General features: G+C 55.1%; 4 protein-coding genes. 3 read left to right on the top strand and 1 reads right to left on the bottom strand.

The genetic code is table 11. The features are described 5' to 3' along the window. Positions 1-22: 22 nt before the first annotated feature. Entirely contained in the window at positions 23-196 is a 174-nt protein-coding gene (locus tag KIS77_19975) for a hypothetical protein (GenBank protein MCW5924607.1), read from the bottom strand. Between the two features lie 212 nt (positions 197-408). Here KIS77_19975 and KIS77_19970 point away from each other — a divergent pair, with 212 nt between their 5' ends. The 3 genes from KIS77_19970 to KIS77_19960 all read left to right on the top strand — a co-directional run bounded on the left by KIS77_19970 (position 409) and on the right by KIS77_19960 (position 14,906). Beyond that, a complete protein-coding gene (locus tag KIS77_19970; GenBank protein MCW5924606.1) occupies positions 409-8,991 on the top strand; it encodes an HYR domain-containing protein in 8,583 nt (2,860 codons plus the stop codon). Between the two features lie 134 nt (positions 8,992-9,125). Continuing rightward, positions 9,126-13,862: an HYR domain-containing protein gene (locus tag KIS77_19965; GenBank protein ID MCW5924605.1), complete on the top strand. Its 4,737-nt coding sequence runs from the start codon at positions 9,126-9,128 to the stop codon at positions 13,860-13,862. An 84-nt stretch (positions 13,863-13,946) separates the two neighbouring features. Next, positions 13,947-14,906 carry a type IX secretion system membrane protein PorP/SprF gene (locus KIS77_19960; protein MCW5924604.1) on the top strand — a complete coding sequence of 320 codons (960 nt, stop codon included), beginning with the start codon at positions 13,947-13,949 and terminating at the stop codon, positions 14,904-14,906. The last annotated feature ends 54 nt before the right edge of the window (positions 14,907-14,960 follow it).

Genomic DNA, 14,960 nt, shown 5'->3' with positions numbered 1-14,960 from the left:
GGCGACAAATGCGGCGATAGTTTCATGCAAGTAGTGTGCTGAAAAATTTCAAAAAGTGCGTATCGGATTGATTGGCAACTTTTTGTGAATAGTTGAATTGGCTTTGCCCCGAAATTGGCTTGTTCCGTTTTCCGAAATTCGCTGTAACCTTGCGCCCGGTTTTTTCAATCACAAGTCCGCGCTCGCGGGCAGGCATTTTTTTAATCCTTCCGCCACTACGGTTGGTCTCTCGTGTAAAAGTGAATTTCAGTCGAACACTGAAAAATCCTATTTTTTATGCGAAGACTTGTTATTTGTAAACAGCAACTTTTCATTCCAAACCGATTTGCCTGCATGAAGAAACCCTTACCTTTCTTCAAAGAATCCCTCTCGTTTACCCTTCTTTTCCTTTTATCAAAATTGCAGACCATGAACAACTCTACAACTCCACGCCGTTGGGCGCTGGCGGCAACGACTGCTATTTGCCTACTGCTGGCGCAGGACACCTTTGCGCAGTGCGGTGATTTTCTCACCGTGCCAGCGCCCGGCATTGTCAACATCACCCTCAACCTGACTGCCATGAATGGCACGGAGGCGACTCTCAATGATATGGTGATGACTGCCAACGGCTTTGCTAAGGACGCTGCGTGTACTTATGAAATTTCTCCCGTGCCCAACTTCTCTTCTGGTGTGGTGGCACTGCCATACACATTTACCTGTGCAGACGTGGGGCCAGCCCAGACTTGGTATGTACGGGTGAATGGTCCGGCGGGCCCCAGCACCCCAGCCAATTTTCGCCAACTGAGCATCACGGTCAACGACAACATCATACCTCTCATTGACGCGCCTGCCAACCAAGGGCCTTTCAATGCCGATCCCGGCCTCTGTTCCAAAATGGGAGTGCCGGGCGCAGCCATGACGCAAATCGTGTGGCCTGTGGTGCCACCGGCCACGGTGACTCCCGGCCAATATGGCGACAACTGTTTGGCCAACCTCACTTATGTTTTGACCGGAGCCACCACTGGCAGCGGTGCCGGCGATGTGAGCGCGCTTACGTTCAATGTGGGCGTGACTACCGTGACCTACACCGTGACCGATGGGAAAGGCAACACCGCCAGCGACCAATTCACCGTGACGGTGGTGGACGCAGAGGCACCTACCGTTGGGTGTTTTGGATTGCCTGCGCCACCCGCCCAAGACCCCAGCCTGATATTTGGCACCTCCGATGATGTAAGCGGGGATTGTGTGGTCAACTTGTTCACAAACAGCTCCTTCCCTTTCAGTGACAATTGCCCGGGCGCCGTGGCTTCGTGGAGCATGACCGGCGCGACAGTGGCTGCCGGGAGCGGGGCGCAATGGTCAGTGACTTTCAATGTGGGTACCACCATTGTCGAACACAAAGCAACCGATGGCACAGGGGCTACGGCAACCTGCAATTTTCAAATTACAGTCGTGGATGACGAGCCGCCAACCGTCGCTTGCCCCGCGAACTTCACGCGGCAGGCCGATTTGGATTGCGACTACGATGTGGTAGGCACTGAGTTCGATGTGACTTTTGCCAACGCGAACGACAATTGCTCATTGGCTTCCATAACCAATGACTGGAACGCCTCGGCCACACTGGCAGGGGCTGCTTTCGCACAAGGCACCACCACTACCGTGATATGGACCGTGACGGATGGCGCGGGATTGACGGGTACTTGCTCTTATACCATCACGGTGCAAGACACTACCCCTCCGGCAGTCACTGTGTCGTTCCCGACTTCCTACAATGTGAATGTGACACCAGGGGACTGCTCAGCCACTGTTACTATTGAGCGGCCAGTGGTATCGAACTGCGTCGGCCCAGTGTTCGACAACTACACGGTGAGCGACTGCGACTTGCCCAGCTTTGCGCCAGTAGAAGGCGTTGCTACTGTTTTCGATATCAATAACAACCCGGTCAGCTCATTCCCGCTCATTCCGGCTCTCAATGTATGTACCCCTGCGCACAAGTTCTTGGCGATTCAGTTTCCGGTGGGCACCACCAGAATCCCCTACACTTGGTGCGATGCTTACAACAACTGCACCACCATCACCATAGAGGTGGTGGTGAATGAACCCCAAGCACCCAATGCGCTTTGCAAACCCGCCGGAACAGTGGTGGTGCAATTGGGTGCCAACGGGCAGGGCACCTTGTTGGCCTCTCAAGTGGACAATGGCTCCAACGACAACTGTGGTGCCGTGACCTTGTCGGTCGCGCCTAGCACGTTCACCTGCGCCAATCTCGGCAGCAATGCCGTCACTTTGACGGTTGATGACCTTTCGCCGCTCTCGCCCTCAAGCACCTGCAATACCACGATTACTGTGGTGGATGTGTTGCCGCCCGTCGCCAACTGCCCCACCAACATCGCCATCACCGCGGATGCCAGCTGCGAGACCAACGCTTCGGCCATTCCCGGCCTGGCACTCACTATGCAACCCAACGGCAGCGCCCTGAATGGCCCCGGCCAATATCAGGACAACTGCGGGGTCACGGTGCTCAACTATCAACTGACGGGTGCCAACTTCAGCGGCCCAGCATCGGGTGCTTATCCGATTCCGAACTCCGTGAATTTCAAAAAGGGACTTACTCCCGTGACCTACACCTTTATTGATGCCGCTGGCAACTCTTCTGCTTGCAGCTTCAACGTGAACATCACAGACTTGCAGCCGCCGACCACGGCTAACTGCCCCAATCCCCCTCCCGTAAATGCGAATCTCGGCGGCTGTTTGGCTTCCGTGACGTGGACCCCACCAACTTTCACAGACAACTGCCCGGGCAATATCACGGTGATTGCTTCTCACAACCCAGGCGCATTCTTCTTTTTTGGGACAACCCAAGTAACCTATACGGCACTCGATGCGGCAGGCAACGTTGGCCTTTGCACCTTCAATGTGGTGGTGACGGATGTGCAGCCGCCAGTGGCTAACTGCAAAAACATCACCGTTGCGTTGAACGCTGGCGGCACTGTCACCGTGACACCCAGCCAAGTAAACAACAACAGCACGGACAACTGCTTTTTCTCCTTCACCAGCGCCCCTGCGGTATATACTTGCGCGAACATCGGGGCCAATACCTACACCCTCATCGTGACCGATGGCGGCGGCTTGTCCGCCACTTGCAATGCCACGGTGACAGTGACAGACACACTAACACCTAGCATCACCAACTGCGGCTCTTTCACGCCGTCTTCGGTCAGCCTGAATGCCAATTGCTCCGGCGTTTTGGATGCCGATATTTATGCGGCCAACTTCACTATCACGGACAACACGCTCAACTCCACTCCTTCCTGCCCCCTTAGCTTTGCGGTCAGTGTGGATGGAAGCGGGTTTGCGCCAACCTATCAATGGAATTGCAACGATGTGGGCACCAACGTGGTGACGTTCCGCGCGATGGATGTGTTTGGCAACACCGCCGTTTGCACCAAAACCATCACGGTGAACGATGTGACACCACCTGTCATCATCAATGCCAACGCGGTGGCTCCTCCTGCCGTCACCGTGCAGTGCAATGCCTACAACCCAACGGACTTCGCGGTGTTGGGGCAAATCACTTTGGCTGATGTAACGGATGCTTGCGACGACGCTTGCAACGATGCGCTTTCCATCACCTACAACGACGCGACCACTGCCGGCTCTTGCCTCAACTCAAGCGTCGTGACCCGTACATGGACAGTGACCGACAAAGCGGGCAACACCACGACCCATGTGCAAGTGTTCTCTGTGGTGGATACCCAAGCGCCTACTTTCTCTGGTGTGCAGACGTTGGTCAATCTGCAAGCCAACAACCAAAACGGCGCCCCCCAATGCGTGGCCCCATTTTTGGTGCAACTGACACCTGCCAACATTCAAGACAATTGCAACGTACTTTTTGGCGGCTATACGATTAATTACGTAGTCAATTTCCCGATAGGAAGCATGAGTGGCTCAGGCCCCTCGGTTTCTACGAATTTCCCCATCGGCACCTCCACAGTGACGTTCACGGTGGCTGACCCATGTGCCAATGCCAGCCAAATCACGATAACAGTAGTGGTGACTGACGGAAACGGCCCTGTGGTGTACGAGCCATTCGGCGCATCATTGGGCAACACCAACTTTGTTTGCGACAGCGTCATCACGATTCAGAACGCAACGGGCAACTGTGGCAATATCTTCTCGTGGTATCGCCCATTCCGCCGCACCACACCCTTTGAGGAAAGCTTCCGCGACTGTTCCACTTACACAGTGACGGAGACCATCAGCAATGCCTCAGTGCAAAGCTCCATCAATGCTTCTTCTCCGTTTGTGTATAACAATCCTCCTGTGTTCGGGACCTTCCCAACCACTTTCTTCCCTGTGGGCGAGACGGTGATTACCTACACTGCTACCGATGTGGTGGGTAACACAACTGTTTGTTCTTTCACGGTGAGAGTACTGGACACGCAAGCGCCCACAGTAGCTTGCCCCTCGCCGCAGAATCTCTCCATCGCTGCGAGCTGTGTAGGCACGACGGTGGTGCCCAACTATCTCAATGGCGCACAAGTGACCGACAACTGTCTGAATGGCGTGGTGCTCACGCAGTTCCCGGCAGCTGGCACGGCGCTTTCCAGCGTGGTCAACCCCGTTCAGGCAGGCGAAACTTTTGAAGTGAAAATAGTGGCTACCGATGGCAAAGCAAATAATCTGGCGGACTCCTGCACCTTCACGGTAACCTTGTTTGATGGCACCGCACCAGTGCCCGACGAGCCGATTTTGCCTCCCATAATCAGCTACTGCGGAAAGGATACGGTGGAAGCACCCTCCGCGACCGATTGCGATGGCAATATGTTCATCACCATCTACGGCACGCCCTCTGTGCCAGTCATTGACATTCTGCCTCCATTCATGCCGGGTGGCCCGCCGCGTTATGTGCTTAATTCGGGCAACTACGCCATTACATGGTCGTACACCGACCCGCAGAACAACACCACCACGCAGCTGCAAAGTGTTCAGATTTTCAATGACACTTTCCCGCCGATTTCATTGTGCAAACCTGCGTTCACGGTGAACCTAACACCGGCAGGCGACTACGCACTTTCACTTTCGGAAATTAACAACGGCAGCTTCGACCAGCACAATTGCGGCCCGGTGACGCTGAGCCTTAGCCCGTCGGTGCTGACTTGTGCCAACCTGAACAATCCGGTGGACGTGACGCTCACGGTGACGGACGTGGCCAACAACTTTGAACAGTGCATCACACAGGTTTTGGTGAAAGACGTGACAGCTCCCGTGTTGTCGCCCATTCCGGCAGACATCACCTTGGAGGCGTGCACGCCTATTCCTAATGTAGCTAACATCACGGCAGTGGATGCTTGCGACCCGAATGTGGCCATTGATTTCGTGCAAGACACTACCTCTTTCACGAATATTTACAAATACACCCTGCGCCGCACATGGAAAGCGACCGACGACGAGGGCAACGTGACTACTGGCACACAAATCATCGTCATTCAGGACACTCAAGCGCCCGTTTTCGCCGCTAACGCGCCTGACACCTTGGTGGTGTTCACCGACCCGAACAATCTTGACTGCAAAGACACGGTGGCTATTAATATCGCTCCGTTTGTCAGCGATTGCGATTCGACGACGCTGGTGATTACGAACAACCGAACGAATCAGGGCGCGAACTACAGCGAAATTCTTGCGCAAGGCACCTACACCCTTGTGTTTACCGCAATAGATGGCAACAACAACGTCTCCACGAAAACCATCGTGTTGCAAGTGAAAGATGGCACCAACCCCATTGCGGCCTGCATCAACGGCATCAGTATCGCGCTGCAATCGTCGGGTACCGTCACGGTGACCTCGGCCAACATCAATGCAAGCAGCAGCGACAACTGCACGCCGCAAAATCAGTTGGATTTGAAAATCCAGCGCCTCAACCCGCCGGGCGGCATCGCAAACAGCATCACGTTTGGTTGCGCCGACGCGGATGGTACGACGCAGCACCCGGTAAGGCTCCATGTGAAAGACCTCGCTGGCAACCAATCTGTCTGCGAAACCTTCGTCGTGGTGCAAGACAACGTGGTGCCCACCATCACTTCCTGCCCACAAAACAAGGTGATTCAATGCACTGCGGATTTCTCTCCGGCAGCCAATGGCTCTCCTCTGGCATCGGACAACTGCACGGTCGCCTCCATCAATTTTACCGACTCGACGGGAGTGGATAGCACAGGCGCTTATTGCAACTTCGTCTATCGCATCTGGAAGGCGCTCGACCAAGCCAACAACGCTGCTACCTGCGTGCAGGTGTTCAGCGTGCAAGACACGGTGAAACCCATCCTGAGCGCCTATCCACCCGACGATACGGTGAGCTGCTCTGCGGGTCTGCCCGCACCCTCTTTGGTGACGGCGACCGACAACTGCTCGCAGAACGTGGACGTGCAGTTCCAACAAGACACGATTGACTTCGCGCAAGGGCCATGCGGTCAATTCTCCTACACTGTGGTGCGCACGCGCACAGCAGTGGATGATTGCGGCAACGTGGAAACCCACACTCGCAAAATCACGGTAGTGGACAACGAGGCACCCTTGTTCCTCGGCATGCCCGACACGATTACAGTGCGGTCTGCCGATTATCCGCCCAATCTGAATTGCCTCGTGCCAGTTTCGCTCAATATCAGCCAGTACATTACCGATTGCCAGCCCGACTCTTTGCTGGATGTGACAAACAACGCTCCTCAAGGAAACGGCGGCTTCGACATTAGCGGCAACTATTCGGTTGGCCTATATCACATTCTTTTCACTGCCACCGATGCTTGCGGCAACGTGAACACGGATTCCATCGTGGTGAATGTGGTTGACAACAGCATACCGACGCTCATCTGCAACAACAATATCGTCATCGCACTTGGCACCAACGGCGAGGCCATCCTAAAACCCACCGATATTGACCTCGGTAGCACCGACAACTGCGGCATTGACACTATGTTCCTGTCGAAAACCAACTTCGACTGCCAAGACTTGGGCATCAATGCCGTGACGTTGACCGCAGTGGACGCGGCTGGCAATTCCAACCTTTGCACCGTCAACGTGGAAGTGACGCTTGGCAACAACGCAGGCTTCACGCTCTCGGTCACAGGCACCCCCGAATCGTTCTTCGGTGCCAACGACGGCACTGCCACGGCCATCGTGACAGGCGGCTCGGGCCAGTTCTCCTACACATGGAGCAACGCAGGCACCACACCCGCCATTACAGGTTTGTCGGCAGGCATTTACTCAGTGACGGTTGTTGACTCCGCAAGCGGCTGCTTGCAAGTGGACACGGCGGTAGTGGAAGCGGGCGACCAAATCAAGTTTGTGGTAGGGTCTGCCGATGGTTGCAACGACCAAATCGTGTCGGTGCCCGTGACGATTGACAATTGCGAGGACGTGACGGGCTTCCAATTCACGTTGAATGTCGCGGATGACATGGTGGGCACCATTCTTGGCCTCACCGCAGGCAGCCTCAACCCAGCGGTTTCGGATTTGGTCGCAACGCTGCAACCGGGCAACAATCTGGGCATCATCTGGGTGGGCAACCCGCTCACCTTGCCCAACGGCACCGTATTGTTCAGCGTGGATATCCTGATGGATGCCGATGCGCCCATTGGTTCCATGACCGCCGTATCCATCACCGATATGCCGGTAGATTTGATTGTGACCGTTGACAGCGCGGGCGCACCTATCTCTGTGATGGTGAACACACAAGCTGGAAAGGTAGAAATAGCCTGCAACGTGGCTGACCTGCAAATTGGTGGCGACATCCAGACTTGGAACAACCCTAAACCCGTGCCGGGCGTGAATGTGTCGCTTACGGGCGACGTGATGGCTGCTCAGACAACGGGCCTCCCGGGCACCTATCTCTTTGGGGTGCCCAACAACTCCAACACGACCGTAGCCTGTGAGAAAAGTACCCCGGGGAACAATGGCATCACAGGGGCAGACATCCTGCTCATCAAGCGTCATGTGCTGAACATCCAATCCCTGACCTCGCCTTACCAGTTCGTGGCGGCGGATGTCAGCGGCGACGGCCAGCTGTCGTTGCTTGACTATGCCCGCATCCAACAAGTGGCGCTTGGTCTCCAAGACCACATCACTGGCTCGCCGGACTGGAAGTTTATCCCGAAATCATACACTTTCCCGTCTCCGAACCCAATCAGCGTGGCACCGCCGCAAAGCATCAGCCATACGCCCGCCAACATGGACTTCCTCGACGATGACTTCGTGGCGGTGCGCATGGGCGACGTGAATGGCAACATCACGCCAAGCTTCACGGGCGACGACGACGCGGACGACCGCTTTGGCGCTTTCCGCTTCAGACTCGAAGAACGCACCTTCTCCGCAGGCGAAATCATTGAAGTGCCATTTAAGGCTACCGACTTCACGGAGCGCTCGGGCTATCAGATGACCCTGCACTTCGACCCGAAGGTGTTCAAACTCGAAAGCATTGAGCCGGGTGTGTTGCCTGAAATGGGCGATGCCAACTTTGGCACGATGCGTTTGAACGCAGGCTTGCTGACCACGCTTTGGGTAACAGCCGAACCCATGACGATTGCCGATGGCGAAACGCTTTTCACCCTCCGATTCAAGGTGCTCCGCAATGGCAGCTCGCTTGCTGAGGTGTTGCGTCCGGGTTCGGATATCACGCGAGCAGAGGGCTATGACCGCGACGGCAATGCGCTGAAGCTCGACTTTGAGTTCGTGAATGGGCAAGGCGGTACCGAAAACGCTACCTTCGCGCTATACCAGAACCAACCCAACCCATTTGACAGCTGGACTGCTGTCGGTTTCCGCCTGCCAGAAGCAGGTCGCGCCACCTTCCGTGTGTTCAGCGTTTCGGGACAGTTGGTGAAAACCGTCGTGGGCAGTTTTGAGCAAGGCTACAACGAGCTGCGATTCCGCCGCGATGAGCTCGGTGCTCCGGGTGTCTATTATTATGAGCTCGAGACAGCCAAGCACAGCGCGCGGAAGAAGATGATTTTGATTGATTAAGGCATGGTTTCGAAGAAGGTTGTCTTGCAAGATTGACAATGCCCTTGCGTGCTTTTGTCAACCTTGCGGGACAACCTCTTCCGAGCCCTCAATTTTTTAAACAGCAACTATCATAATTGCTTGATTTTAAGACCATGAGAAATATCCTACTAATCCTGACTATCTTCGCATCGTTCTTGTATGCACGAGAAACCACTGCTCAGACGGTCACATTCAAAGCCGATACGGTCAGTATCAGCTGTTCCTCAACCGATACGTTCCTGATACCTATTCGGGTCGTGGATTTTGACAGCATCGGCGCGTTCCAGTTCACACTGGCGTGGGACACCGCTAAGCTTAATTATGCCTACACGACACCCATCATACCCGAACTGTTGGGCGCAGGCGTTGATTTCGATTCCAACAAACTGCAAATCAACGCGGGCAGAATCGCCTACATCTGGACAAAAACATTGGGAGCCAGCTTGCCTGACAGCACGGTCATTTTCAATCTGGCCTTTCAGCGCAAAGCGGGCAATTTCGCCGCCTTGACCTTTGTCAATAGCCCTGTCGTCATTGAGGCTGCCGATGTGAATGTCAACATCCTGACTTTCATCGCGGGGCCGGGTGGCACCTTGCCGATTGACGATGAGCCGCCATCCATCACTTGTCCGGCCAACGTGACGGTGCAGGGTTTTGGCCCCACGCCCGTGAACGGCATCGCGCCGGCAAATTTGGCTGACAACTGTTTGCCGCTGGCCAACGTCGGGTGGGCTTCGGTCGGCGCTACCGTGCAAAATCAACCCAATGACCCCGATGCCAGCGGAAGCCCGTTCAACATCGGCCAATCCACCGTGACCTACACGGCGACCGATGTGGGCAACCACACCGCCACTTGTTCCTTCAATGTGACGGTTGAGTTTTCGCTCAATACCGATTCGCTGACCATCATCGCGCAAACAGCCACTACCTCTTGCAGCCAAACGGTGAGCATCAACATCACCGCGCTCAACTTTGATTCGATAGGTTCTTTGCAATTCTCTTTGGGCTGGAACCCGGCGGCGCTGCAATTCAGCTCTGTCAGCAATTTCAACCCCGCTTTGCAACTTGTTTTAGTTGATAATTTCAACACACTACAAACCAACAATGGCTTGCTGGCTTTCCTCTGGACGGCCAATGCGGCAGAAGGGGTGACTTTGCCTCCGGGTGCTATTTTGTTTACCCTCAACCTGAATGTGCTGACGGGCGGTGGCGCGAGCATCCCACTGACCTTTGGCGATAGCCCGGTGATAAGAGAAGTGTTCTCCAACGCCAGCGGCACCCCCGAAGAAATCGGCGCGATCTGGGTGAATGGCGCGGTCAACGTGGCCGACCTCATCCCGCCCATTCTCGAATGCCCGGGCAACGTCAGCATTGACCTGCCCCCGGGCAACGTGAATGTGCAAGTGAACAACTTGCAGCCCTTGGCCTTGCTCGACAACTGCCCCGGCGTGCCGACGTTGAATTACGTCCGCACGGGTGCCACCACTGGCTCGGGCACTGGCAATGCGAATGGCACATACAATCCCGGCGTGACCACCGTGACTTACACCGCGACAGACGTGGCTGGCAACACCAGCACTTGTTCTTTCACCGTCACGGTGAATGCTCCCGGCATCCTGACCCTGCTCATTGACACCGTCGCCGTGGACTGTCAGGGCGGCCCAGACCAAATAGCGGTCAATCTTTTTGTGGAAAACTGGAACGACATCGTGGGGCTGCAGTTTCAGGTAGGATGGGACCCCGCCGTGCTGCAATACAGCACCGTGAACAACTTCAACCCCGCCTTGGGGCTGATGCTTACCGATTTTGGCACGACACAAACAGACTTGGGCATCCTCTCTTTCTTTGCGGGTGGCCCAAACAGCGGCTGGCCCGACATATTGCCCGATGGCAGTGTCATTTTCACCATCGTTTTTAATGTGCTGAACCCGACTGGCACCTCATCCATTTTCTATACGGGGTTCATCGAAGCCATCAACAGCAGTATCAACGTGGTGCCGGTGACGACGGTGAACGGCCTTTTTTCCGCCTCTGACGACAACACGCCGCCAAGTGTCGAGTGTCCGCCGAACATCACCGTGGACATCATTGGCAACGAATGCAACACCAACGTGAACGTGCCATTCCCAACCGTTGTGGATGCTTGTAGCGGCATTGACACCATTGTGCGTGTGCCTTCGAGCGACGTGTTCTTTGCCGGGGTGACCAATGTGACCTACACGGTGACGGACAGCGCAGGCAATTCGGCCACTTGCGTGCTGACGGTGACGGTGAAGGACAACACACCTCCTTCATTGATAGACTGTCCCACAGGAGCGATGGGTTTTGCGCTAAGCACAGTTTGTGCAGGGCAAACGAATTGGGCACCGCCTATTCCATTCGACCCATGCGGTCAGGTGGGTTTGGTAGTGACCTCTAACTTCAATCAAGATAGCCTTTTCCCGGTCGGCCAAACGCAGGTGGTTTACACAGTGACTGACCCTTCGGGCAACACGGGCACTTGTAGCTTCGTCGTGACGATTCAGGATACGATTGCACCTTCGATAGAATGTCCGCCCAGCCAAACGGTGCCCCCCGATGGAAGCCCCAACTGCGGCGCTTTTGTTCAATACCCTTCGGCTTTTGTGACGGACAATTGCGACAATGCCGTTGTGGTGACAAGTGTGCCATCGCCCGGCATATTCCCACCCGGCCCGACCACGGTGACTTACACCGCCGCAGACGATTTCAACAATGTCGCCACTTGCTCTTTCGTGGTGACTGTGACGGATTTCACCTCGCCAATATTGACTTGCCCTCCCAATGTCACCATCACGACTGCCCCAGATACTTGTGGCGCTTTTGTGATTTGGGACGACGTGACGGCCACCGATGCCTGTGATGGCACCCTCACTCCGACTTCTAACTACAACTCCGGCGACTATTTTGAAATCGGCGTGACGATTGTGCTTTACAGCGCCACTGACGCTTCTTCCAATATCGGGACTTGTAGTTTTGAAATAACCGTGACAGAAAGCACCCCGCCGCTTGTGCTCGGATGCCCAAGTGACATCAGCATTACGCTACCGCAAGGTGTGTGCGAAACGACCGCCACTTGGACACCGCCAGTTGCTTCTGACAATTGCTTCTTGATTTCGTTCATCGCCAGCCACAACCCCGGTGCCGTCTTCAAAGCAGGAATAACCATCGTGACCTACACGGCGATAGATGCGGCAGGGAATGAGACGGTTTGCTCTTTCAACGTGATACTAGGGGACAATGTGCCACCAGTAATGGGCGCTTGCCCCCCGGATGTGACCGTCTCCAACGCGACCCCTTGTGGCGCGCCCGTCACATGGGACCCGCCCACCGCGACCGACAATTGCACGGACAGCCTTGTTTTCGTCTCATCGCACGCGCCGGGCGATACTTTCTACAATGGTCAGACGACGGTAGTCATCATCGTTTTTGATGCAAACGGCAACTTTGATTCTTGCCATTTCGTCATCACGGTCAACACTGGCAACCCGCCGGGCTTCCTCAACATCCCGCAGAACATCGTCATACCCGGCTGCCCGCAGACAGTATCGTGGACCCCGCCGACACCCACCGGATTCTGCGAGCTCGACACTGTCTTCTCCTCGCATCAGCCGGGCGACTTTTTCCCTAACGGCACCACCGTCGTGACCTATACTTGGATAGAAGGAACGACCCAATTGCCCACCTCGGCGACATTTAGCGTGACGATATTGGAAACCGAACCGCCCAATATCACTTGCCCAATCAGCCCTATCGTGGTGAACGTGGGCGGTGGCGTTGCGCAAGACTCCAGCGATTTCATCCTGTCGGCCGTCACCACAAACAACTGCAGCGGGGTGATTTTGGAACTTGATGCAGTGACAGCGACCGACAATTGCGGGATAGACTCATTCATGCAAACAAGCGGCCCATTGTCGGGCGCTACCTTCTTGCCGGGTCTGACCACCATTACCTACATAGCGGTGGATTCATCGGGCAATACGTCAATATGCAACATCAATATCGAAGTATTGGGGCTTCCGGCACTCAGCGTGATGTCTCAACCCACGTTTGGCTGCCTCAACCAACCTGTCACGATAACAGCCACCGCCATCGCAGGGGCCACCTACACTTGGACGCTGAACAACCAACCGCTCAATACCACAGGAAACACGCACATCGTGCAGTCGTTTGCCTCCGCAAACGAAGGCGTTTACTCCGTGTCGGCGATTGTGAATGGCTGCACCATTCCGGCATCGTCCACAACGGTGATGTTGGCCAAAATGCCTGATGCCATAGACGACACCAACATCTTCTTTACGCCCGGCGACACGACAGTGTTCAATGTGTTTGAGAATGACCAACTGATGCCGCCATCCGATTTTGAAGTGGTGTTCTTCGACAGCTTGCAAGGGCTTGTCTATCTGGGAGAAGGCAATTTTGCCTACGCTGGCCAGAGTGGAGGCTTTTTCAGATACAGGGTTTGCTCCAAGTCGTGTCCCAACCTGTGCGACGACGCAGCCGTGACCATTCGCGGCGAAGAATCGTGCAAGCTGCCCAACATCTTCACGCCCAACGGCGACGAAATCAACGATTGGTTGGAGATACCATGCCTCGCCGACCCGCGAGCCTATCCGAACAATTCCTTAGTGGTCTATAACCAATGGGGCGACAAGGTCTATGAGGCATCGCCTTATTACAACACGCCGCAAGCAGGCAACGTCCGTGTGCCGTGGCGCGGCACGCTCTTCGGCAACCCCGGCCAACACTTGCCGGATGCCACTTACTTCTACATTTTCAAACCAGGGCCAAGCGAGCCGGCCATCAAAGGCTTCATTGAAATTTTCCGTTAAATGGGGTTTAGGGTTTTTTCGGGTTAACAAGGCAAGAAAAGCGCTTGTTAACCCGAAAACCTGCCAACCATCAAACTTTTTACGATGAAAAAACTCTTATTCCTTTCGCTTATACTGGCCGCTTGCGTTCGGCTTTCTGCTCAGCAGGAACACCACTACACGCAGTTTATGTACAATAAACTGATGTACAACCCCGCCTACTCCGGCACAAGGGGTGTACCCTCCGTGACAGGCATCTATCGGAACCAATGGATTGGTTTCGACGGTGCGCCTGCCTCCGCCCTGATGAGTTTCAACTCGCCTTTCCTCACGCCGCGTGTCGGAGTGGGCGTGGTTTTTTCGGGCCTGAAAATCGGCTTGCAGCGCGATTTTTATGGCTCGCTGGCATACTCCTATGAGTTGCTAAAAACCGAAATGGTCTCCGTTCGCGCGGGCATTCAAGGCTCCATCCGCTCGGTGAGCTTTGCCTTCAACGAGGCCAATCCCATCAACATCGGCGACCCCTCGCTGGACAACCAGCGGGTCAATTCCGTGCGCGGCAACGTAGGGGCTGGCGTGTATGGCACTTTCATGGGCAAATACTATGTGGGTTTCTCGATACCGCGCATCTACAAAAACACGCTTGGCTTCTCCAACGACCAAGCCAATCTCGTGGCCAAGGAATCGCCCCACTTCTACGCCGTCACAGGCGGCATCGTGCCTTTGAGCGAAGACATCAACCTGATGCCTGCCGTATTGGTAAAATACGTCGAGCACGCCCCGATTGATGCCGACGTGAACGTCAACATAGACATCCGCAAGATAGTGACCGCAGGGCTGTCTTATCGTGTGGGTGGCAACGGCGCGGGCGAGTCGGTTAGTTTGCTGGCCATGTGGCAGGCAACGCCCCAAATTGGCGTGGGCGCTGCTTACGATTTCACGCTTTCGAGCATCAAGGATTACAACGCTGGCTCGGTGGAAATACTCTTGCAGGCCGACCTGAAAAAACCCAAGAACGGCGGCGGCAAGAAGAAGGACGTGTTCCATCCGCGATTTTTCATGTAAAACAATGCTCGCGAGCCACAACATTTAGCCAATGTTAACCCTTTTAAAGTCAAT

Source organism: Saprospiraceae bacterium (assembly GCA_026129545.1).
GTDB lineage: Bacteria > Bacteroidota > Bacteroidia > Chitinophagales > Saprospiraceae > M3007.
This window is presented reverse-complemented; position numbering and strand designations above follow the sequence as displayed.